The 21,865-nt window shown below is 62.2% G+C and carries 20 protein-coding genes; 18 read left to right on the top strand and 2 right to left on the bottom strand.

Annotation, left to right across the window (positions count from 1 at the left end; translation table 11 throughout):
• The first annotated feature begins 57 nt into the window (after window positions 1–57).
• The 4 genes from ACF66B_RS16820 to ACF66B_RS16835 all read left to right on the top strand — a co-directional run bounded on the left by ACF66B_RS16820 (window position 58) and on the right by ACF66B_RS16835 (window position 2,996).
• Complete coding sequence (locus ACF66B_RS16820; protein ID WP_111429832.1) at window positions 58–303, top strand: hypothetical protein; 246 nt, start codon at window positions 58–60, stop codon at window positions 301–303.
• Window positions 304–340: 37 nt separating this feature from the next.
• Entirely contained in the window at window positions 341–685 is a 345-nt protein-coding gene (locus ACF66B_RS16825) for a hypothetical protein (RefSeq protein WP_111429831.1), read from the top strand.
• Window positions 686–751: 66 nt separating this feature from the next.
• Window positions 752–934: a hypothetical protein gene (locus ACF66B_RS16830; RefSeq protein ID WP_111429830.1), complete on the top strand. Its 183-nt coding sequence runs from the start codon at window positions 752–754 to the stop codon at window positions 932–934.
• Window positions 935–995: 61 nt separating this feature from the next.
• On the top strand, window positions 996–2,996 hold the full coding sequence (locus tag ACF66B_RS16835; protein ID WP_111429829.1) for an acetyl/propionyl/methylcrotonyl-CoA carboxylase subunit alpha: 2,001 nt from the start codon (window positions 996–998) through the stop codon (window positions 2,994–2,996).
• A gap of 33 nt (window positions 2,997–3,029) precedes the next feature.
• Here ACF66B_RS16835 and ACF66B_RS16840 read toward each other — a convergent pair whose 3' ends face one another.
• Window positions 3,030–3,506, bottom strand: a complete 477-nt coding sequence (locus ACF66B_RS16840; RefSeq protein WP_392663352.1) for a DUF4174 domain-containing protein — start codon at window positions 3,504–3,506, stop codon at window positions 3,030–3,032.
• 120 nt (window positions 3,507–3,626) lie between these two features.
• Between ACF66B_RS16840 and scpA the strand changes: the two genes are divergently transcribed.
• From scpA to upp, 13 genes are all read left to right on the top strand, one after another.
• Entirely contained in the window at window positions 3,627–5,759 is a 2,133-nt protein-coding gene (gene scpA / locus ACF66B_RS16845; protein ID WP_111429828.1) for a methylmalonyl-CoA mutase, read from the top strand.
• 116 nt (window positions 5,760–5,875) lie between these two features.
• Complete coding sequence (locus ACF66B_RS16850) at window positions 5,876–8,155, top strand: NADP-dependent malic enzyme (RefSeq protein ID WP_111429827.1); 2,280 nt, start codon at window positions 5,876–5,878, stop codon at window positions 8,153–8,155.
• Between the two features lie 32 nt (window positions 8,156–8,187).
• Window positions 8,188–10,083, top strand: a complete 1,896-nt coding sequence (locus ACF66B_RS16855) for a propionyl-CoA synthetase (RefSeq protein ID WP_111429826.1) — start codon at window positions 8,188–8,190, stop codon at window positions 10,081–10,083.
• Between the two features lie 226 nt (window positions 10,084–10,309).
• Window positions 10,310–10,822, top strand: coding sequence for a molybdopterin-dependent oxidoreductase (locus ACF66B_RS16860; protein WP_162683266.1), 513 nt, complete (start codon window positions 10,310–10,312; stop codon window positions 10,820–10,822).
• Window positions 10,823–10,827: 5 nt separating this feature from the next.
• Window positions 10,828–12,456, top strand: a complete 1,629-nt coding sequence (locus tag ACF66B_RS16865) for a HAMP domain-containing sensor histidine kinase (protein WP_111429824.1) — start codon at window positions 10,828–10,830, stop codon at window positions 12,454–12,456.
• A gap of 133 nt (window positions 12,457–12,589) precedes the next feature.
• A complete protein-coding gene (locus tag ACF66B_RS16870) occupies window positions 12,590–14,152 on the top strand; it encodes a hybrid sensor histidine kinase/response regulator (RefSeq protein WP_111429823.1) in 1,563 nt (520 codons plus the stop codon).
• Window positions 14,153–14,155: 3 nt separating this feature from the next.
• Complete coding sequence (locus ACF66B_RS16875) at window positions 14,156–15,592, top strand: sigma-54 dependent transcriptional regulator (RefSeq protein WP_111429822.1); 1,437 nt, start codon at window positions 14,156–14,158, stop codon at window positions 15,590–15,592.
• Window positions 15,565–16,083 carry a cytidine deaminase gene (locus ACF66B_RS16880; RefSeq protein WP_392664896.1) on the top strand — a complete coding sequence of 173 codons (519 nt, stop codon included), beginning with the start codon at window positions 15,565–15,567 and terminating at the stop codon, window positions 16,081–16,083. Before ACF66B_RS16875 ends, ACF66B_RS16880 begins: the two co-directional genes overlap by 28 nt.
• Entirely contained in the window at window positions 16,080–16,850 is a 771-nt protein-coding gene (gene deoC, locus ACF66B_RS16885) for a deoxyribose-phosphate aldolase (RefSeq protein WP_111429820.1), read from the top strand. The genes ACF66B_RS16880 and deoC overlap by 4 nt, the downstream gene beginning before the upstream one ends.
• Window positions 16,851–16,852: 2 nt before the next feature.
• Complete coding sequence (gene deoA / locus ACF66B_RS16890; protein WP_111429819.1) at window positions 16,853–18,160, top strand: thymidine phosphorylase; 1,308 nt, start codon at window positions 16,853–16,855, stop codon at window positions 18,158–18,160.
• Window positions 18,160–19,365 (top strand): phosphopentomutase, encoded by a 1,206-nt coding sequence (locus ACF66B_RS16895; RefSeq protein WP_111429818.1) that lies wholly within the window; start codon window positions 18,160–18,162, stop codon window positions 19,363–19,365. Before deoA ends, ACF66B_RS16895 begins: the two co-directional genes overlap by 1 nt.
• Complete coding sequence (locus tag ACF66B_RS16900; RefSeq protein WP_392663359.1) at window positions 19,362–20,357, top strand: adenosine deaminase; 996 nt, start codon at window positions 19,362–19,364, stop codon at window positions 20,355–20,357. Before ACF66B_RS16895 ends, ACF66B_RS16900 begins: the two co-directional genes overlap by 4 nt.
• Window positions 20,358–20,366: 9 nt before the next feature.
• On the top strand, window positions 20,367–21,002 hold the full coding sequence (upp, locus tag ACF66B_RS16905) for a uracil phosphoribosyltransferase (protein WP_111429817.1): 636 nt from the start codon (window positions 20,367–20,369) through the stop codon (window positions 21,000–21,002).
• 4 nt (window positions 21,003–21,006) lie between these two features.
• Here upp and ACF66B_RS16910 read toward each other — a convergent pair whose 3' ends face one another.
• Window positions 21,007–21,279 (bottom strand): hypothetical protein, encoded by a 273-nt coding sequence (locus tag ACF66B_RS16910; protein ID WP_111429816.1) that lies wholly within the window; start codon window positions 21,277–21,279, stop codon window positions 21,007–21,009.
• A gap of 251 nt (window positions 21,280–21,530) precedes the next feature.
• Here ACF66B_RS16910 and ACF66B_RS16915 point away from each other — a divergent pair, with 251 nt between their 5' ends.
• Window positions 21,531–21,848, top strand: a complete 318-nt coding sequence (locus tag ACF66B_RS16915) for an antibiotic biosynthesis monooxygenase (protein WP_111429815.1) — start codon at window positions 21,531–21,533, stop codon at window positions 21,846–21,848.
• Window positions 21,849–21,865: the final 17 nt, after the last annotated feature.

Raw genomic sequence — 21,865 nt, forward strand, 5'->3', positions numbered from 1 at the left:
GACGAATGGACCGGAATGGCCTAGAATTCGTAGGTTCGTCAGAAGGAGGGACCGCGCATGATACGGCGTGTCTGGATGTCCTTGCCGAAACTCATTCGTTTCATGCTGATCCATATCGCGAATGGCATCGTGATTGGCTGCGTGTTCCTGCTCGTTCTCATCCATTTCGATCTGGCGGGGCTGGGCACGCTGCTCGAGAAGGATGCGACTGGTCTCGCAACAGCAGTGCTTTTCTTTCAGACTGCACTGACCTTCGGAGCCGTTTCGATGGGCGTTGCCGTGATGAATCTCGGCGAGGACTGAAGCTCCTGTCCGGGGGGACGGTGGACAGGAGGATCGCATGCTGAAGCATCGCGGCTTCCCGAGCCGTCTGCCGGGAACGGATCAGCAATTCACCATTCGCAGGCCAGCGGCCGGCGGCGCCACGCCACTAAGGGCACGCGAACGTTATGCGGACCGCCGTCGGGCAGATCTCGCCGCAGATGCCGCGTTTCTTGCGGCGATCTACGAGCATTTCGGTACGGAACCTTTCGTCCGGGGCAACCTGGATGCCGGGCGGTTGAGCTGGGTCCTTGGCCGGGAAGTGATCCCGGCCGAGGAAGATTTCGATCCCGAGAGCTACGATGCCCTGCTGCGGCTCGATCTGGAGCAGGTGCAGCGGAGCTTTCCCGGCGCGATCGACTGAGATGACGAAAGGCTCCGGTGAAGGGGCCACAACAGGTCCGGGCGCGAACCGGACGGGAGAGGATGGATGCAACAATTGACTGTTCTGTCGCTGGCGTTTGCCGGAGTGCTTCTCGTCGCTGCCTGCAGCGAGTCCGGCGCGGCAAAGATGTCGCCGGCAGAGCGTGAGGAGTTCGCCGACGACTTTACCCGTATGGATCCGCTGGCGACCGGCGAGATCCCGTCCGCTGCCGGCGGCCAGTTGCCCTGACATCTGCCGCGGCGTCCGCTGGAGCCGGGCGCATCGGGCCAGACTTTTCGAGCGAGGTTACATGTTCAAGAAAATCCTGATCGCGAACCGCGGTGAGATCGCCTGCCGCGTCATCAAGTCGGCTCGCAAGATGGGCATCAAGACGGTTGCGGTCTATTCCGACGCGGATGCCGAGGCGCTGCACGTCAAGATGGCGGATGAGGCTGTTCATATCGGCCCCCCGCCCGCCAACCAGTCCTACATCGTGATCGACAAGATTCTCGACGCGATCAAGCAGACCGGCGCCGAGGCGGTGCATCCGGGGTATGGCTTTCTGTCGGAGCGGGCGGAATTCGCCGAGGCACTGTCGAAGCTCGGCGTCGCCTTCATCGGCCCGCCGGTTGGTGCTATCGAGGCGATGGGGGACAAGATCACCTCGAAGAAGCTCGCGGCCGAGGCGGGCGTGAGCACCGTGCCCGGCTATATGGGGCTGATCGACGATGCGGAGCATGCGGTGAAGATCGCCTCCGAGATCGGCTATCCGGTGATGATCAAGGCCTCGGCCGGTGGCGGCGGCAAGGGGATGCGCATCGCCTGGAATGACGAGGAGGCCCGCGAAGGCTTCGAGCGCTCAAAATCCGAGGCGGCCAGCTCCTTCGGCGACGACCGGATCTTCATCGAGAAGTTCGTGACGCAGCCGCGGCATATCGAGATCCAGGTCCTCGGCGACACGCACGGCAACTGCATCTATCTCAACGAGCGCGAGTGCTCGATCCAGCGCCGTAACCAGAAGGTGATCGAGGAGGCTCCGTCGCCGTTCCTTGACGCCGAGACCCGCAAGGCGATGGGCGAACAGGCTGTCGCGCTGGCGAAGGCCGTCGACTATTGCTCGGCCGGGACCGTGGAATTCATCGTCGATGGCGAGCGTAACTTCTACTTTCTCGAGATGAATACCCGCCTGCAGGTGGAACACCCGGTCACCGAACTCATAACCGGTGTCGATCTCGTGGAGCAGATGATCCGCGTTGCCGCCGGTGAGCCCTTGTCGATCACCCAGAGCGAGGTGGGCATCAATGGCTGGGCGATCGAAAGCCGGCTTTATGCCGAGGATCCCTATCGGAACTTTCTGCCTTCGATCGGTCGCCTTACGCGCTATCGGCCGCCTGAGGAAGTTGCGGCGGATGCGATTGCGGTGCGTAACGATACCGGCGTCTTCGAAGGTGGCGAGATCTCGATGTATTACGACCCGATGATCGCCAAGCTCTGTACCTGGGCCCCCGATCGTGCCTCCGCCATCGAGGCGATGCGCAATGCGCTCGATGGCTTCGAAGTCGAAGGCATCGGGCATAACCTGCCGTTCCTGTCTGCGGTCATGGATCATCCGCGCTTCATCTCCGGAGAGATTACGACCGCCTTCATTGCCGAGGAATATCCCGAAGGCTTCGGCGGCGCGGCGCTGCCCCTTGATACGATGAAGCGGCTCGCTGCACTTGCCGTCCGGCTCCATGTCATGACGGAGGAACGTGCCACACAGATCTCCGGCGCAATGGCAAACCATCGCCGCGCGCTTGGTCGGGACTGGGTTGTGCGTCTCGACAATACCGAGTTCAAAGTCTCGGTCGACCAGAACCCCGGCGAGAGTGATGTGCTCTTTGAAGATGGCACGAGCTTCCAGGTCGCCAGCGACTGGTTGCCGGGTCAGATTCTCGCGCGCGGCGAGATCGACGGTGAAGCATTGATTGCCAAGGTCCAGAGCATGCCGGGGTATATGCGCATGCGTCATCGCGGTGCTGACCTGAAGGTGCGCGTCTACTCTCCGCGTCATGCCGAGCTTGCGGCACTGATGCACGAGAAGCTGCCGCCCGACACCTCGAAGATGCTGCTCTGTCCGATGCCGGGCCTCGTCGTTTCGATCAACGTCAAGGAGGGCGACGAGGTCTTCGACGGGCAGTCGCTTTGCACCGTCGAGGCGATGAAGATGGAAAACGTGCTGCGCGCCGAACGCAAGGCAGTGGTGACCAAGATCATCGCCAAGGCTGGCGACAGCCTGGCCGTCGACGAGATCATCATGGAGTTCGAATAGGATGTGGACGTCCGGTGCCGCCTTCGGCCCGCGCTACTGTCGGTGCGAACCCGTTTCCTGGTGCCGAGAGGGGAGCCGGTCGATCAGGTTGATGAGTTCGCGGGCAGTAGTGGGGGCTGGGCGGCGCTGGACAACAGTGCCATCCTTGTCGATGAGCACCAGCCCGAACCCGCGCGGTCGCAGTGCCGTGCGGAGCGGACCCAGCGCCGCGGGATCCGTATCCACAAGAACCTCGACGTCGCGCTCGACGAACTCGTCCTTGCGCTCCGCAAGCATATCCAGCTGCTGGTGGAAGCGCGGATCGTTGGGGGTGTCCGCAAAGACAACGACTGGCCGTGCAATCCAGAGAAGATCCTCGAGCGATGGCTGCGCAACGGCGTCTGAGCGGGCATCGGCGGCCATGGCTGCCGTCTGTGCCACGGCGGCATCTTCGGCCTGCGCCCGCGCCATGCCGGCATGGGCCGTTGCCAGGCAACTGGCCAATAAAACGATCAGACCGATCAGATGCATATCATTCTCCCTCTCTTCCAGATTTAGTCGCTTTGTTGCGGGATGCGAGAGAGAATTTCAGGAATTCGCCGGAGCGGGACTGATTGTTGCCCTCCCGGTATCGATGCAAGGAGTGACGCGATGAGCAGGGCCGACATCAGCCAGTGGGAAGCGCTCGCGCAAAAGGAGTTGAAGGCCCGGCCCCTGGAGAGCCTTACGTGGCATACGCTCGAGGGGATCGATGTTAAGCCGCTCTACTCCGATGCGGACACCGAGGGTTTGGACCATCTGGGTACGCTCCCGGGGTTCGAGCCATTTACCCGCGGCGTGAAGGCCACGATGTATGCCGGCAGGCCATGGACGATCCGGCAGTATGCGGGCTTCTCGACCGCTGAAGAGTCAAATGCCTTCTACAGGAAGGCGCTTGCCGCGGGACAGCAGGGCGTCTCGGTCGCATTCGACCTTGCGACACACCGGGGATATGACAGCGACCATGAGCGCGTCGTGGGTGACGTAGGCAAGGCTGGTGTCGCCATCGACTCGGTTGAGGACATGAAGATCCTCTTCGACGGCATTCCGCTCGACAAGGTGTCCGTCTCGATGACGATGAACGGCGCAGTGATCCCGATCCTCGCGAACTTCATCGTCACCGGCGAGGAACAGGGGCACGATCGGAAACTGCTCTCGGGCACGATCCAGAACGACATTCTCAAGGAGTTCATGGTCCGCAACACCTATATCTATCCGCCGGAGCCCTCGATGCGGATCATTGCGGACATTATTGAATACACCTCCAACGAGATGCCGAAGTTCAACTCGATCTCGATCTCCGGCTATCACATGCAGGAGGCGGGTGCGAACCTCGTTCAGGAGCTCGCCTACACTCTCGCCGACGGCCGCGAGTATGTCCGCGCTGCGCTTTCGGCGGGCATGGACGTGGACAAGTTTGCCGGCCGTTTGAGTTTCTTCTTCGCGATCGGCATGAACTTCTTCATGGAAGCCGCAAAGCTGCGGGCCGCGCGCCTGCTCTGGCACCGGATCATGACCGAGTTCAACGCGAAGGATCCGCGCTCGAAGATGCTTCGCACCCATTGTCAGACGTCGGGCGTAAGCCTGCAGGAGCAGGATCCCTATAACAACGTCATCCGTACTGCCTATGAGGCAATGTCGGCGGTGCTCGGCGGAACCCAGTCGCTGCACACCAACGCGCTCGACGAGGCGATTGCCCTGCCGACCGAGTTCTCGGCGCGCATTGCCCGCAATACCCAGCTGATCCTTCAGGAAGAGACAGGCGTCACCAACGTCGTCGATCCGCTTGCAGGCTCCTATTATGTCGAGAGCTTGACGGCACAACTTGCGGAAGAGGCCTGGAAGCTCATCGAGGAAGTGGAGGAAATGGGCGGCATGACGAAGGCGGTCGCCTCCGGAATGCCGAAGCTTCGCATCGAGGAAACCGCCGCACGCCGTCAAGCGCTGATCGACCGCGGCGAGGACGTGATCGTCGGCGTGAACAAGTACCGCCTGGCCAAGGAAGATCCGATCGACATTCTCGATATCGATAATGCCAAGGTTCGTCAGGCTCAGATCGATCGGATCGGACGGACACGCGGCGCGCGTGATGCAGCCGCTTGCGAGGCGGCGCTCGCAGAACTGTCGCGTCGCGCCGCAGAGGGGGGCAATCTCCTGGAAGCTGCAGTGGAAGCGGCGCGTGCGCGCGCCACGGTCGGGGAGATCTCGATGGCCATGGAGAAGGTGTTTGGACGGCACCGTGCCGAGGTGAAGACGCTTGCGGGCGTCTACGGCGCGGCTTACGAGGGCGATGAGGGCTTTGCCGCGATCCAGAAGGATGTGGAAAAGTTCGCCGAGGAGCAGGGCCGGCGGCCCCGCATGCTGGTGGTAAAGATGGGTCAGGACGGTCACGACCGCGGCGCGAAGGTTATCGCGACCGCATTCGCCGACATCGGCTTCGATGTCGACGTGGGTCCGCTGTTCCAGACGCCAGAGGAAGCCGCTCAGGATGCCATCGACAACGACGTTCATGTTGTCGGTATTTCGAGCCAGGCTGCAGGCCACAAGACGCTTGCACCGAAGCTCATCGAAGCGCTGAAGGCGCAGGGTGCAGGGGATATCCTCGTGATCTGCGGCGGAGTGATCCCGCAGCAGGATTATGACTTCCTGCGCAATGCCGGTGTAAGTGCCATCTTCGGGCCCGGGACCAACATTCCGGACGCCGCCCGTGACATCCTCGGTTTGATCCGTCAGGCTCGCGCCTGATCCGGATCAGGAAAGCACATTCTCCCGCCCCCGGACGGGCGGCGGGGGGAAGACCGAGATCACCGCCCGGTCCTGACGCCGGAGCGGTTTGGGGATGACACTGGGGGACTGCGTCGATGAGCGACGGAAGCAAGGAAAGCGCGCGCCAAGCGGCGCTACTCTACCACGAATTGCCGAAGCCGGGAAAGCTGGAGATAAGGGCGACCAAGCCCCTCGCCAACCAGCATGACCTGTCGCGGGCGTATAGCCCCGGAGTCGCTGAAGCCTGCCTCGAAATCAAGGCTGATCCCTCGACCGCGGCGCGCTACACGGCACGAGCGAACCTCGTTGCGGTCGTCACCAATGGCACGGCGGTTCTTGGTCTCGGCAATATCGGGGCCATGGCCGCGAAGCCGGTGATGGAAGGCAAGGCGGTCCTCTTCAAGAAATTCGCGAATATCGACTGCTTCGACCTTGAGGTCGATGAGAAGGATCCGGTCAAGCTTGCCGAGATCGTCTGCTCGCTTGGCCCGACCTTTGGGGCGATAAACCTGGAGGACATCAAGGCGCCGGATTGCTTCATCGTCGAACGGCTCTGCCGCGAGCGGATGAACATCCCTGTCTTCCATGACGACCAGCATGGCACGGCGATCGTTGTCGGCGCCGCCGCGACCAACGCGCTTCGCATCGCGGGCAAGCAGTTCGAGGATATCAAGGTCGTTTCCACCGGCGGCGGCGCGGCCGGTATCGCCTGCCTCAACATGCTGCTGAAGCTCGGCGTGAAGCGGGAGAACGTCTGGCTCTGCGATGTGCATGGCGTCGTCTATGAAGGCCGCGCCGAGGACATGAATCCTGAAAAGGCAGCCTACGCGCAAAAAACGGCACTTCGCACGCTCGATGAGGTCATTGAGGGCGCGGATCTGTTTCTTGGGCTTTCCGGGCCGAATGTGCTGACCGGCGATATGGTCCGCAAGATGGTGGATGAGCCGATCGTATTCGCGCTGGCCAACCCCAATCCGGAGATTGATCCGCAGATCGCGCGGGCGGCCAATCCTCGTGTCATCATGGCGACCGGGCGCTCGGATTATCCCAATCAGGTCAATAACGTCCTCTGTTTTCCGTTCATCTTCCGCGGTGCGCTCGATGTCGGCGCGACGGAGATCAATGATGCGATGCAGATCGCATGTGTCGAGGGGATCGCCGAGCTTGCGCGCGTGTCGTCCTCTGCCGAGGCCGCCGAGGCTTATCAGGGCGAGCGGCTCGTTTTCGGGCGCGATTACCTGATCCCGAAGCCATTCGATGTTCGGTTGCTCGCGATCGTGGCCGGGGCTGTCGCGAAGGCGGCAATGGAAAGCGGCGTTGCCCAGCGGCCGGTCGACGACATCGAAGCCTACAAGGACAAGCTCAACCATTCGGTCTACCGGTCGGCGCTCATCATGCGTCCGGTCTTCGAGGCTGCGACTGCTGGCGTGCGGCGTATCGTCTTTGCCGAAGGCGAGGACGAGCGCGTGCTGCGCGCTGTGCAGGGCATGCGCGAGAACGGCGTGGATCGCCCGATACTGATCGGCCGGCCCGATGTGATCGCGATGCGCTGCGAACGTGAAGCCATCCCGATTCAGGTCGAGCGGGACTTCGATGTGGTGAACCCGGAAAACGATCCGCGCTTCCGCGAATACTGGGGAACCTATCACGAGCATCTTCAGCGCAGGGGTGTCACACCCGACCTCGCCAAGGCGATCATGCGCACGAACACGACGGCGATCGCGGCGGTCATGGTTCACCGCGAAGAAGCCGACAGCATGATCTGTGGAACCTTCGGTCTCTATCTCTGGCACCTCAACTATGTGCGCCAGATGATTGCCAGCCCGAAGCTGCGGCCGATTGGAGCGCTCTCGCTGATGATCACCGAAAAGGGGCCGATCTTCGTCGCCGATACGCATGTTCATCCCGAGCCGACGGCGCAGCAGATTGCCGATACGGTGATCGCGGCGGCTCGGCATGTCCGACGCTTCGGTCTGGAACCGTCGATTGCTCTCTGCTCGCACTCTCAGTTCGGCAATCTCGACAATGAATCAGGTCTACGCATGCGCGAAGCCCTGGAGCTTCTCGACGAACAGGAACTCGATTTTGTCTATGAGGGGGAAATGCATTCTGATGCCGCGCTGGAGCCAGCCCTGCGCGAGCGCATTTTCCCGAATTCGAGAATGCAGGGCCCGGCAAATACGCTGATCTTTGCCAATACCGACGCAGCCAGTGGTGTACGGAACATCATGAAGGTCGTCGCTGGCGGCCTGGAAGTCGGGCCGATCCTGATGGGCATGGGCAACAAGGCCCACATCGTCACGCCCTCAATTACTGCAAGGGGTCTGCTCAATATCGCCGCGCTCGCAGGGGCGCCGGTGCAATCATACGGCTGACTACCGGTAAAATTTATTGAAGGGGGAGAAACATGAGCTATCGCGACGTCTACGAGGGCTGGAAGTCCGATCCTGAAGGGTTCTGGCTGAAAGCGGCCGATACCATCGACTGGGTGACACCGCCGACGAAGGCGCTCGATGACACTAACCCGCCCCTCTACGGATGGTTTGCCGACGGTGTGTGCAATGCTTGCCACAATGCCGTGGACCGGCATGTCGAAGCAGGGAACGGTGATCGGGTTGCCATTATCTACGATAGCCCGATCACCGGCGCCAAAGGCAAGCTGACCTATGCCGAGCTCCTCGAGCAGACGTCGCGCCTCGCCGGTGCTCTCTCGGCAAAGGGCGTCGGCAAGGGAGACCGTGTTATCGTCTACATGCCGATGGTGCCCGAGGCCCTTGTCGCAATGCTTGCCTGCGCCCGCATCGGCGCAGTCCACTCTGTAGTCTTCGGGGGATTCGCCGCGCCCGAGCTCGCGGTCCGTATCGAGGACGCAAAGCCGAAGGCGATAATTGCATCGTCCTGCGGGATCGAGCCTGGCCGTGTCATCGCCTACAAGCCGATGGTGGACCAGGCGATCGAGCTTTCCAGTCACAAGCCCGAGTTCTGCGTGGTGCTGCAGAGGCCGCAGGTCGAGGCTCCCTTGGTCGAAGGGCGCGACTACGCCTGGGATGCATTCGTCGCATCCGCGGAGCCTGCGCCCTGCGTGCCCGTGGGCGGCATGGATCCGCTCTACATTCTCTATACCTCTGGAACGACCGGACAACCCAAGGGCGTCGTGCGGCCGACCGCCGGCTACATGGTCTCGCTCATGTGGACCATGAAGGCGATCTACGACATCGAGGCGGGCGACGTGTTCTGGAGTGCCTCCGACGTGGGCTGGGTCGTCGGGCATTCCTACATCTGCTACGCTCCCCTTTTGGCTGGCGCCACGACCATTGTCTTTGAGGGCAAGCCTGTAGGCACGCCTGATGCGGGTACGTTCTGGCGTGTGATCGAGGAATACCGCGTCAAGAGCTTCTTCACCGCGCCCACCGCCTTCAGAGCCATCAAGCGTGAAGACCCGGCCGGCGAATTTGTGAAGAAATATGATCTTTCCTCGCTCAAGTTCCTCTTCCTTGCGGGAGAACGCGCCGATCCTGATACGATCGTCTGGGCACAGGACCATGTGAAGGTGCCTGTCATCGACCATTGGTGGCAGACAGAGACCGGTTGGGCCATCGCAGCGAACCCGGCTGGGATCGAGCTCCTGCCGATCAAGCTTGGCTCGCCGACGATGGCGATGCCGGGCTACGATGTGCAGATCCTGAATGATGAAGGCCATCCGATTCCGGCCGGCGAACTCGGAGCCGTTGTCATCAAGCTTCCGATGCCGCCGGGAACGCTTTCGACGCTCTGGAATGCCGAAAAGCGCTATATCAGCTCCTATCTCACAACCTTCCCTGGCTACTACGAGACCGGAGATGCGGGCGTTATCGACGCGGACGGATATCTCGCGATCATGGCGCGAACCGACGATGTCATTAACGTTGCAGGCCATCGGCTTTCAACGGGGGCGATGGAGGAAGTTCTTGCCAGCCATCCGGACGTTGCGGAATGCGCGGTGATTGGCGTTTCTGACGCGCTCAAGGGGCAGTTGCCGATGGGCTTTCTTTGCCTCAACAAGGGATGCGATCGCGATCCGGAGGAGATCCGGAAGGAATGCGTGAAGCTCGTACGCGAAAAGATTGGCCCGGTGGCGGCATTCAAGACCGCCGTTGTCGTGGATCGTCTTCCGAAAACCAGATCCGGCAAGATCCTGCGTGGCATCATGGTCAGGATTGCGGATGGCCAAGACTACAAGATGCCTGCCACCATTGATGATCCGGCGATCCTGGGAGAGATCGAAGAAACGCTTTCCTCGATCGGTTATGCTCAGCACGGCTGACGTCTGAGGATCCACGGGAGATGGGCGTGGCGCTTTGCTGTCGCAATTTGCGACGGCGGCGCCGCGCTTTTTCGCAGAATAAGAGGGGGCTGAGCGGAACTACCTTTGCGATTATCAAGGAATCGCGATATCAACTTGGCATAGATGTTGCTCTGAGTGTCTGGAGTGGAGAGAGTGGCATCTCTGCCTCGTTTTCGGGTCGCGGCGAAGATTAGGAGCATGTTTCGTGTCATCCCCTGCTTTGATCGCCAGAAGGATCAGTCCTCTCATCCTCTCGGCGTTCTTCGTGCTGCTGCTTCCACAGTCGGAGGCGAGCGCCGCGCGCCCGGCTCTGGTCCTGAGCAGGCCGACCCCCAGCGGGACGGAGACCGTCGAGTTTTCCATGGCCGAACTCGAGGCGCTGCCACAGTCCACGATCGTCACGAGCAACGAGTTTACCGACGGCGAGGCCACTTATCGCGGACCTCTCGTGCTCGACGTGCTCGAGCACCTTGGACTCGAACGGGCCAAGAGCCTTCGGTTCATCGCAGCCAACGATTATTATGTCGACATTCCGGCAAGCGATTTCCGGCGCTACAATGCCATTCTTGCCATGGAGGTCGACGGAAAGAAACTCGGGCGCCGCGACAAGGGACCGCTCTGGTTGATGTATCCCATCTCCGACCATGCCGAACTTCGCGGTGATCCGGTCTATATCACGCGTCTGATCTGGCAGGTGGTTCGTATCGAAGCACAGTGACTGCGATGCGACCCGTTCCGAAATATGTTGGCCTGACAGTTCTTCTGGCGATGGCCGGTTTTGTCGCGCTCGGTTTCCTTTCAATCCGCCGCGATGTCGACAATCTCCGGGTTATCAGCCAGGACAATATCCTCTGGTCTGCGACGCAGATGGAGGTGGAGCTTCTCCGTTTCCAGCTCAGCATGGCGACGCTCGGTGTCGTCCAGACTGAAGAGGCGCTAGATACCGCCCTTGACCGCTTTGACATCCTCTGGAGCCGGGTCTTCATGATGGGCAAGGGCCGCGTTGGAGAGCTGATGCGCCAGTATGATGAGGGTCACGGCTCTCTCGCGGCAATCAGTTCCTACCTGGAGGAAGTGGATCCTGTCCTGAGTAGTCTGGATCCGCATGATACGGCGACAATCCAGGCGATCCTTGCCAAGCTTCAGGCGCTGCAGCAGGAGTTGCGCTTCTACACGCTTCGGGTTGTGCGGGCCGATACTGCCGCCAGCGCCTCGTTACGGGACAGAATCCAGTCGAGCTCGCAGACCACAGGTGCGATCAGTCTTGCCGCCGTGTTGTTGAGTGTATTTGCGCTCGCAATGATCCTGCGTGAGAACCGACGGCAGCGCCACCTCGTTGACATGAACCGCCGCCTCGCGGATTCGGCCGAGCTGTCGAGCCGGGCAAAATCGCGCTTCCTGTCGATGATGAGCCATGAGCTTCGCAATCCGCTCAACGGCATCCTCGGCCCTCTTGCCCTGCTCGGGCAAAGCAATCTTGCATCAGGCCAACAGCGCCTCGTCGACCAGGCCAAGAGCTGCGGGCAGTCGATGCTGCAGATGCTGGCCGGATTGCTTGACTATGGGGAAATGCAGGACGGCCGTTTCCGCCTGAAGCCGGAGCCTTTCGCGCTGACCACTCTGGCTGCATCGGCCGGAATGTCTCTTACCTCAGACGGCGCGTCCGCGATGCAGATCCGGGTGATTCCCGGCACACCCGAGCGGGTCTGCGGCGATCTCGATCGTATTCGGCAGATCATTGTTCACCTATGCGAATACGTCTTGGAGGCCACCGGCCCCGATTGCGTGGAGCTCATATTCCGGCATGATGGCGAGAACCTTGTCATCGAGATCTGTCTCGCGCTCAACATGCCGGCGGTCGACTGGAAGCTCGACCTTCTCATGGGGCTCGGGGATCTTGCACCAGACCAGGTTTCTGCCGATGCGCTGCGCCCGCTGATCGCCCGCGGTCTGATAGCGGCTTGCAGCGGCACGCTGCGTCTCGAGGGCAGCGACTCAGGCCGTCGCGCGATCCAGGTGAAAATTCCCGCCGAAGTTGTTGCTGTCAGCAATGTACGTGTCCTGCTCGAAACCCGCTCGGTGGCGCTCGCAACCATCTACAAGGCGGGGCTGAAGTCGGAGCGGGTGGTCTTCGTCGATGAAGGAGACACAGGGCCGGCCGATATCGTCCTCGTGGATATCGGCTGCATCGGCGAGGAAACCCTTATGGCGCGCCTGCGCGGTGCCAATCCCGATGCGCTTTTCATTTCGCTTGGTTTGCCAGCAACCCCCAACGCCTTCGACGATGTTGTGGAGAGTCCGAGCGACATGGGACGTCTGCGCAGCCGTATTCTCGACAGAATGGCGTCCTGAATCTCATACTGCAAAGCCTTTTGCTATTCGCAAAACCCTAGTGTATCATACGATGAAACTGTTCGGTTTATTTCAACTGTGACGTGTTGTGGGGCGGAGTCGCGGCTGGTCAGGTTAAGCCGCTGAGGAAAAGATGACAGCGCTAGAAACAGGCTTTTCTCGCAAGAATTTCAGGCAAGACAGCCTGTTGTCCTGCGACGCCGACACGGCAATGCTGACCCATGACATACGCACAGCCCTCAATGGCGTCGTCGGTGGAATGGCTCTGATCGATGTGGTCTCCCTGCCTGCGGAAGCCGCAATGCAGGTGGAGCGGGCCCGAGCTGCGTCAAGGGTACTGGTTTCGCTGATCGAACAGGTGATCGGACATGACGAGTCCGTGGATGACTTCGATCCGCTGCACGACTATGTGGATCTGCACGAGTATCGCAACTTTCTCGTAAATCGTTGGGAGGGCGAAGCGCGAGCGCGTGGCGCTTCACTCGAGGTGGTTGTGGGGAATGATGTCCCCGCAGCGCTCGACTGCGCGATGATCGACCTTTCACGGATGATCGGAAATCTCATTTCCAACGCGCTTCGACACGCGGAAGCGGGGGAAGTGAAGGTGCAGATGTCACGGTCTGCTCAAGGCGGACTCGACTTCTTCGTGCGTGACAGTGGGCCAGGGGTATCCGATGCCGTATTGCGTACGGTGTCGCGTCCGGGGTTCGGGGCGCGACTGCAGGGAGACGAGAAGCATGGACTGGGCCTGCAGATCGTCAAGGCTCTTGCCTCTGAACTGGGCGGGCGCTTCTCGCTTCGCAATCGACCGGAAGGCGGCGCCATTGCGGCGATCTGGTTGCCTGAACGCCTTTGTATTCGGAGTGTGGCAACCGAAGTGACGCGGCCCTCGATTGAGCCCGCCGCGAATTTTCCGGCCCTTGCCGGCAGTCGCGTCCTTCTCGCCGAGGACAATCCGACCAATCAGATGGTGGCAAGCCAGATGCTCGAAGCTCTGAAAGCGCGAGTGAAGGTCTGCTCAGACGGTGTCGAGGCACTCGAGGCCTTTGCCGAGGACGAATACGATCTGGTGATCGTCGATATCGAAATGCCACGACTGTCGGGGCTTGATGTCATTCGGGCGATCCGGGCTCTGCCGGACGAGCGATCCCGCACTCCGATCGTCGCGCTCACCGCCTATGCCTTGCGTGAGCATCGGGACCGGATTGCCGAGGCTGGGGCCAATGGACTTATCTCGAAGCCGATCACGGGGATCAAGGATCTCGGCCGCAGCCTTTCGGCCCACTTGACCAGTGCCGTCGCTGCGCAGGGGCAGGAAGAAGTGATGGCGGTGAAAGTGCCGGAGCCCGCAAGTATCGACCGCGATGTTTACGACGCGCTTGTCGGCGCAATCGGTGGCGAGATGATGGAAGAGCTGCTTGAGAAGGTGCTCGCCGATCTCGCGAATGCGCGCGACGATCTCCAGGCGGCGCTCACTCCACTCAATATTCAGCCGATCCGCGCGGCTTCGCATATCCTGATTTCGGTTGGTGGGGCCGTCGGGGCAAACCGGCTCCTTGCTTCGGCGCGCTCGGTGAATGCCGCTGCGCATGAGAGCGATACGAGCGGGCTTCCTGACCTGGTCCGGCGGTGTATCGCGGAACTGGACCGGGCGATCATGTTCGTTTCGGATGAACTGCAAAAGGCGAGAGGATAAAAAATGGCGGGACGCGTACTGCTGGTCGAGGACACCGAGACACTCTCGATGGTCTACAGTCAGGCGCTGATCCGTAGCGGGCTTGAGGTGACATGTGCCTACTCTCTTGCCGAGGCCCGGACGATGCTCGCCGAAAGGACCGCGCCACATCTTGTGCTGCTGGATCTGCAGCTTCCGGACGGGGACGGCATCGAGTTGCTCGAGCAGGTTCGCGCCGCATCCCCGGAGGTGCGGGTGATCGTGATCACCGCGAACGGCTCGATCTATCGTGCGGTTCAGGCAATGCGTGCGGGCGCGTTCGACTTTCTCGTGAAGCCTTTCGACGATTCCCGCTTCGTCAATGCAGTGCAGAATGCGCTCGCGTCTACACCGCTCGACGATCCGACCGCGGAACCTGTCGCCGAGGCCGAAGGCGGAGGATTCGAGGGCTTTATCGGCAGCTCGGAGGCGATGGCAAGCATCTACCGGATGATCCGCTCGATCGGTCGCTCGACGGCAACCGTCTTCATCACCGGAGAGAGCGGCACGGGCAAAGATGTTTGCGCGCGGGCGATCCACGCCAACTCTACACGGCATTCGAAGCCCTTTGTCCCGTTGAACTGCGCCGCAATTCCGCGGGATCTGCTTGAGTCCGAGGTCTTCGGGCATTTGAAGGGGTCGTTCACCGGCGCGCTCTGCGACAAACCCGGGGCCGCGGCGATTGCCGATGGTGGGACGCTGTTTCTCGACGAGATTTGCGAGATGGATCTCTCGCTCCAGACGAAACTCCTGCGCTTCCTGCAGACATCGACGATTCAGCCAGTGGGAGCGGCGCGGCCCCGTCCGGTGGATGTGCGTATCGTCTGCGCGACAAATCGCGACCCTCTCGCCGAGGTGCGCGCGGGACGGTTCCGCGAGGATCTCTACTACCGGCTGCACGTCGTTCCCATCCACATGCCGCCGCTTCGCGGGCGGCCTACGGATATTCTCGATGTCGCCCGCGCAAGCCTTGCAACCTTCGCGGCGGAGGAAGGCAAGGGATTCACGAGCTTTGATGCGGAGACCGAGCGGCTCCTGCGCAATCATCCCTGGCCCGGCAACGTGCGCCAGCTGCTCAATGTCATCCGCAATGTAGTTGTGTTGCACGATGGCCCGTTCGTGACCGCCGATATGCTTCCTTCCGAAATGCTGGCATTGGTGCAAGAGGAGGAAGCCGCGCCGCGCAGGGTCGAACCTCTCCGCGGTCCTTGGCAGGCGGCAGCTCCCAAGGAGGCGTCCAGCGAAAGCCGGGTGGCGGCTCTCGTCGGTCTGTCGCTTGCCGAGGTGGAGCGGGAGTTCATCGAGGCTACGATCGGCCACTGCGGTGGATCCATCCCGCGTGCAGCGAAGGTCCTCGGTCTTTCGCCCTCGACGGTCTATCGCAAGCTCGAGAGCTGGAACAGCGTCGAGAAAAGCGCCTGACCGGAGCCTCGCCGCCTGCGCGGCTTTATCCTTGCCAACCGGATCGGCGAGCGCCCATAGTTCGGCCCGACAATAAGTCTTCCGGGGGGAACATGAGCCTCATTGGTGTTGCCCGCACCGCGCGTGAAAATGCGCATGCTCCGTATTCGGGTTTCAAGGTCGGGGCCGCAATCAGATCGTCGGACGGTGGCATATATTCCGGCTGCAACGTCGAGAATGTTGCCTATCCCGAAGGCACATGTGCGGAGGCTGGAGCGATTGCGGCCATGGTCTGTGATGGTTCCCGCAAGATCGCCGAGATCGTCGTGGTCGCGGATGGGCCGAGCCCTGTGCCTCCCTGCGGCGGCTGCCGCCAGAAGATCGCAGAATTCGCCGGACCTGAAACGCCGGTAATCCTCGCGAGCCTCGACGGCGCCATCACCCGAACGACGCTGGGCGCCCTTCTGCCCGGCAGTTTCGGGTCCGATCACATGGAGCGTGCGGAAACATGACCAGCCAGAGCGAAACCGTCACAACGGCGCTACGCGCCCTTGTCTGCCTCGACCTCACCAATCTCGAGGAAAGCTGCACGGCGGAGGATGTCGCGCAGCTCTGTGCCCGGGGGCAGACGCCGCACGGATCGGTGGCGGCTGTCTGTGTCTGGCCCCGCTTCGTGACCGAGGCCGCAGGTGCGCTCGCCCATACCGGTGTGAAGGTTGCGACGGTTGTCAACTTTCCTGAAGGTACCGAAGACCTGCAGGAGGTGCTTGCCGCGACGGAACAGGCGATCGCCGATGGCGCCGACGAGATCGACCTCGTCATTCCTTACCGTGAAGTGCTCGCGGGCAATGCCGCGATTGTCGAGGAGTTCGTTGCCGAGGTGAGTGATGCCTGCGGCGAGACGACCCTCAAGGCCATACTTGAAACCGGGAAGCTCAAGTCGCCCTATCTGATCCGCGACGCGGCGGAGCGGGCATTGAGGGGGGGCGCGGATTTTCTCAAGACATCGACGGGCAAGGTTGCGGTCAACGCAACGCCGGAAGCTGCCGAAGTGATGCTGACGGCGATCCGCACGGCGGGCGGCTCCGCCGGCTTCAAGGCGGCAGGCGGTGTCCGGACGCTGGAGGACGCCAGGACCTATCTCGACCTCTGCGATCGGATGATGGGGCAGGGCTGGGCCGGTCCGAAGCATTTCCGCATCGGAGCATCGGGTCTCCTCGATGCGCTGCTCGCGGCGCTCGACGGCGTGGATAGCCCGTCAAGCGACGACAATTACTGAACATGCTCGCCCAGGAAGTCATTATTGCCAAGCGCGACGGGCGGGCCCTTTCGGAGGACGAGATCCGCTTCATGGTCGCGGGCCTGTGCGATGACAGTATCACCGAAGGCCAGATTGCCGCCTTCGCGATGGCTGTCCTGTTCCGTGGCCTCGGTCTGCCGGAGCGCGTGACGCTGACGGAAGCGATGCGCGACAGCGGCACCGTGCTCGACTGGGATCTGCCGGGGCCGGTGATAGACAAGCATTCGACGGGTGGCGTAGGGGATAACGTAAGTCTCATGCTCGCCCCCGCGCTTGCGGCCTGCGGCGCCTTTGTGCCGATGATTTCCGGGCGGGGGCTGGGGCATACCGGCGGCACGCTCGACAAGTTCGATGCGATTCCGGGCTACCGCACGCAGCCGGATGCCGAGACCTTCCGCAGGGTCGTGGCTGGGGTCGGCTGTGCCATCATTGGCCAGACCCCCGACATCGCCCCGGCCGACCGCCGCCTCTATGCCATCCGCGACGTGACCGGCACCGTCGAGTCGATCGATCTCATCACCGCCTCGATTCTCTCAAAGAAGCTGGCAGCCGGGCTGGATGCGCTGGTTCTGGATGTGAAAGTCGGTTCCGGCGCCTTCATGACGTCTCTGGAGGAGGCGCAGCGGCTTGCGCGCGCGCTCGTCGAAGTGGCGAACGGCGCGGGATGCCGGACGACCGCTCTCATCACCGACATGAACGAGCCGCTCGCTTCTGCGGCGGGAAATGCCCTTGAGGTCGCGAATGCCGTTCGGTTTCTGCGCGGGGATGCTGTCGACAGCCGTCTCTGGGATGTGACGGTGGCGCTTGGCGGCGAGCTTCTTGTCTCTGCTGGCATCGCCTCCGATGCGCAGGATGGGGCCGAGCGGCTCGATCGCGCCCTTGAAACCGGTGCGGCTGCGGAGAAGTTCGGCCAGATGGTCGCAGCCTTGGGCGGGCCAGCGGATTTTGTCGAGGAGTTCGAGCATTATCTGCCGGCGGCAGACGAAAACGCTGATGTGACCGCCGAGGCAGACGGTTTCATAACTGCCGTCGATACCCGTGCCCTGGGCGTTGCCGTGGTGGAGCTAGGCGGAGGCCGGAGGCGCGCAAGCGATGCGATAGACCATTCGGTCGGGCTCGAGACGCTGATCGGTCTCGGTGCGGTGGTCGAAGCGGGTATGCCGCTCGCGCGTATCCACGCAGCTGACAGCGGTGCCCTGTCATCTGCGGCTGCCCAAGTACGCGCGGCCTATACCATCGGCGACAGACCTCCCGATGAAACGCCCTTGATCGCGGAAAGGATCGCCTGATGCCACGTGCGATGCTGCTCGTGATGGATTCGGTCGGCTGCGGCGGGGCGCCCGACGCTGGCGACTTCGGCGACGAGGGGGCCAACACCCTCGGTCACATCATCGAGGCCTGCGCCACCGGGCGGGCCGAAGAGGGCCGAAGCGGACCGCTCTGCATCCCGAACATGGCACGCCTCGGCATCGGTGAGGCGATCCGTGCGGCGTCCGACATCGCCCTGCCTGGCTTCGACGTGGCGCCCCAGGGCCTCTGGGGGGCAGCGACAGAGATCTCGCTTGGCAAGGATACACCTTCAGGCCACTGGGAACTGGCGGGTGTGCCCGTCCCCTGGGACTGGCACTATTTCCCTGACGGAGACCCCTCCATCCCACCGGAAATCACCCACCGGATGTGCTCGGAGGCGGGGCTGCCGGGCACGCTCTGCAATCGCCATTATTCCGGTCTGCCGGTGATCGAGGATTTCGGAGAGGAACACCTGCGAACGGGTAAGCCGATCGTCTATACATCCGTTGACAGCGTACTCCAGATTGCGGCGCATGAGGAGCACTTCGGTCTCGATCGCCTCCTCGACCTGTGTCGTCTGACGGCGCGGATCGTTCACCCGATGCGTGTGGGCCGGGTGATCGCGAGGCCGTTTGTTGGCGATACCGCCAGGACCTTCCAGCGCACGGCCAATCGCCGGGACTTCGCCATCGCGCCTCCCGAGGATACCTTGCTCGACCGTGTCGTTGCTTCCGGTGGCCGGACCCACGCCATCGGCAAGATCGGTGACATCTTCGCCCATCGCGGTATTTCCACGCTCGCCAAGGGCAAGGATGACATGGATCTGCTCGACCGGACGCTGGAGGCCTTCGATGCGGCCGGGGAGGGTGATTTCATCTTCGGCAATTACGTCGATTTCGACACGCTCTACGGGCATCGCCGCGATGTCTCCGGCTATGCCCGTGCTCTCGAAGCGTTTGATGCCCGTATTCCGGCCCTCGAAGCGCGGCTCCGACCCGGCGATCTCATGATCCTTACCGCCGATCACGGCAACGATCCCACCTTCCGCGGAGCCGATCATACGCGCGAACGGGCTCCAGTGCTCGGCACCGGTCCGGGATTTGCACCGCGCGCGCTCGGGCCCATGTATTTTGCCGATGTTGGGGAGACGCTCGCCGCGCATCTCGGCCTTGTACCGGGGCGCCACGGCAAGAGCTGCCTGTGACTGGGCCGAAATCCGATCTGGCAAGACTTCCCAAGGTGGAGCTGCATCTGCATCTGGAGGGCGCCGCACCGCCAGCCTTCATTCGCGGGCTCGCGGCCGAGAAGGGCGTCGATCTGTCAGCGATCTTCGATGCGGATGGCGGATATCGCTGGGCCGATTTTGCGGAATTCCTGCGCACCTACGAGGCAGCCTGCACAGTGCTGCAGTCACCTCGGGATTTCTGTCGTCTTGTCGAGGCGGTTCTGGCGGCGTCGGCGGCCGACGGTGTGATCTACACCGAGATCTTTCTTGCCCCGGATCTCTGCGGCGGTGGGTCCCCTGCGGCATGGCCCGAATACCTTGCCGCAATGATTGAGGGCGCCGATTCGGCGCGGCGGGCATCCGGGATCGAGACCCGCTTCATCCCGACCGCGATCCGCCACTTCGGTCCGGAACGCGCCCTTCGCGCCGCGCGCCTGGCCGCCGAGACGGCCGGGGCCGTCGTCACCGGCTTCGGCATGGGCGGCGACGAGCGGGACGGGCATCTTGCCGAATTCGCCTCGGCTTTCGAGCTCGCAGCCGAAGCTGGGCTCGGCCTCACGGTTCATGCCGGTGAGGTCTGCGGCCCGCAGAGCATTCGTGATGCGCTCGATCATCTGTCGGTCAGTCGCATCGGTCATGGTGTGCGTGCAATCGAGGAGCCGGCGCTCGTCTCGCGACTTGCGGAGGAGGGGATCGTGCTGGAGGTCAATCCGGGCTCCAACGTCGCGCTTGGCGTCTATCCCGACTGGCGGTCGCATCCGATCGACCGGCTGCGGCGCGCCGGTGTCAACGTTACGGTCTCGACCGATGATCCGCCGTATTTTCACACCGGCATGATCCACGAATACGCCGAGCTGGCATCTGCCTTCGGCTGGACAAGCGTCGATTTTGCCGCCATCAACCGAACGGCCCTCAGGGCTGCCTTTTGCGACGAGAAGACCCGCGAGAGGCTGCTTGCGCGGGTCGGATAGCGAGGACAGATGACCCATCCGAACCTGACGATCGTCGATCACCCACTTGTGCAGCACAAGCTCACCCTGATGCGGCATCGCGAGACCTCGACGGCCGGATTCCGGCGGCTCCTGCGCGAGATCAGCCTGCTGCTCGCCTATGAGGTCACCCGCGACCTGCCGCTCATGACGAGCGAGATCGAGACGCCGATGGAGCCGATGCAGGCACCGCTTCTTGAAGGCAAGAAGCTCGCACTGATTTCGATCCTGCGCGCAGGCAATGGCCTACTCGATGGTGTGCTCGAACTTATCCCGGCGGCGCGCGTCGGTTTCGTGGGCCTCTACCGCAACGAGGAGACGCTTCAGCCGGTGCAGTACTACTGCAAGCTGCCCGCAGCGCTCGACGAGCGGATCACCATTGCCGTCGATCCGATGCTTGCAACCGGCAACTCCTCCGTTGCGGCGATCGATCTGCTGAAAGAGGCCGGGGCGAAGGACATCCGCTTTCTCTGTCTCCTTGCCGCACCGGAGGGTGTCGCCCGCATGGCCGAGGCGCACCCGGATGTGCCGGTCATTACTGCTGCCCTCGATCGCGGCCTGAACGAACACGGTTACATCCTGCCGGGCCTTGGCGATGCCGGTGACCGCATGTTCGGGACGAAATAGGCTCTCACCAGCCCCGCTGCCAGGCCTGGTGCCAAGCATAGATGCGCGGCGGCGCCTCATACACGACCACCGACAGCGGACGCCGCTTGAAGCCCACGTCCGTTTCGGGGTCTTGCCGAACCCGTCTTTCGCGCGCTGCGCTCCTCCATGCCGGTCCGGGGGATGTGGCCGGGCCACGGATGATCGTCACGCCCGCAACCGGCTCGCTGCGGCCCATTTCGGCGCGCGACGGGAGCGGCAGGGCGATCAGCGACACGAGCAGAAGCGCACGCAACATAGCATCTCTCCTGGTGATAAAAGCGCTCCCGAAAATTAGTCCGGTAATCTGTCTTGCGTCGAGACTTTCTCTCGCGCGACTGTAGGAATGAGGCCTACACGATTGTTTCTGCGCTGTTTTGCCGAAACTTCAGATCGCTGGGCGTGCAGAGGCCAGCCTTGCTCACATGATGGAATCGCATCTGCTTCAATCCGTTGCCTGCGCCGTGAGCTTGGCCTAGGCTCGCCCGAAAAGGCAGTAGGGAGGATACCATGCTGACGATCACGGGTGACACATCATTCCAGACGGTGCTGACCACCTTCGAAACCACGCCCGGCACCTGCCATGATCTGCTCGACGAGCTCATGGATGCCTATGACAAGTTCATTCGCCACCAGGACGGTTTCGTTGGCGCAGGTCTTCACGTCAACGACGCCCAGACGAGAATCGCGAACTATTCACAATGGCGCAAGCGCGAGGACTTCCTCGCCATGCTGCGTTCTACGGAGATGCGCGTCCGCAACCGCCGGATCAGTGCGCTCTGCAAGAGCTTCGAGCCGGTGATGTACGACGTCGCGGAAACCTACTGATCCGAGATAGTCTCTGG

The organism is Amaricoccus sp. B4 (assembly GCF_043226085.1).
GTDB lineage: Bacteria > Pseudomonadota > Alphaproteobacteria > Rhodobacterales > Rhodobacteraceae > Amaricoccus.

Excerpts from the sequence above, each read along its gene's own strand:
- ACF66B_RS16820 (WP_111429832.1), top strand. The coding sequence starts at position 58 with ATGATACGGCGTGTCTGGATGTCCTTGCCGAAACTCATTCGTTTCATG.
- ACF66B_RS16825 (WP_111429831.1), top strand. The coding sequence starts at position 341 with ATGCTGAAGCATCGCGGCTTCCCGAGCCGTCTGCCGGGAACGGATCAG.
- ACF66B_RS16830 (WP_111429830.1), top strand. The coding sequence starts at position 752 with ATGCAACAATTGACTGTTCTGTCGCTGGCGTTTGCCGGAGTGCTTCTC.
- ACF66B_RS16835 (WP_111429829.1), top strand. The coding sequence starts at position 996 with ATGTTCAAGAAAATCCTGATCGCGAACCGCGGTGAGATCGCCTGCCGC.
- ACF66B_RS16840 (WP_392663352.1), bottom strand. The coding sequence starts at position 3,506 with ATGCATCTGATCGGTCTGATCGTTTTATTGGCCAGTTGCCTGGCAACG.
- scpA (WP_111429828.1), top strand. The coding sequence starts at position 3,627 with ATGAGCAGGGCCGACATCAGCCAGTGGGAAGCGCTCGCGCAAAAGGAG.
- ACF66B_RS16850 (WP_111429827.1), top strand. The coding sequence starts at position 5,876 with ATGAGCGACGGAAGCAAGGAAAGCGCGCGCCAAGCGGCGCTACTCTAC.
- ACF66B_RS16855 (WP_111429826.1), top strand. The coding sequence starts at position 8,188 with ATGAGCTATCGCGACGTCTACGAGGGCTGGAAGTCCGATCCTGAAGGG.
- ACF66B_RS16865 (WP_111429824.1), top strand. The coding sequence starts at position 10,828 with ATGCGACCCGTTCCGAAATATGTTGGCCTGACAGTTCTTCTGGCGATG.
- ACF66B_RS16870 (WP_111429823.1), top strand. The coding sequence starts at position 12,590 with ATGACAGCGCTAGAAACAGGCTTTTCTCGCAAGAATTTCAGGCAAGAC.
- ACF66B_RS16875 (WP_111429822.1), top strand. The coding sequence starts at position 14,156 with ATGGCGGGACGCGTACTGCTGGTCGAGGACACCGAGACACTCTCGATG.
- deoC (WP_111429820.1), top strand. The coding sequence starts at position 16,080 with ATGACCAGCCAGAGCGAAACCGTCACAACGGCGCTACGCGCCCTTGTC.
- deoA (WP_111429819.1), top strand. The coding sequence starts at position 16,853 with ATGCTCGCCCAGGAAGTCATTATTGCCAAGCGCGACGGGCGGGCCCTT.
- ACF66B_RS16895 (WP_111429818.1), top strand. The coding sequence starts at position 18,160 with ATGCCACGTGCGATGCTGCTCGTGATGGATTCGGTCGGCTGCGGCGGG.
- upp (WP_111429817.1), top strand. The coding sequence starts at position 20,367 with ATGACCCATCCGAACCTGACGATCGTCGATCACCCACTTGTGCAGCAC.
- ACF66B_RS16910 (WP_111429816.1), bottom strand. The coding sequence starts at position 21,279 with ATGTTGCGTGCGCTTCTGCTCGTGTCGCTGATCGCCCTGCCGCTCCCG.
- ACF66B_RS16915 (WP_111429815.1), top strand. The coding sequence starts at position 21,531 with ATGCTGACGATCACGGGTGACACATCATTCCAGACGGTGCTGACCACC.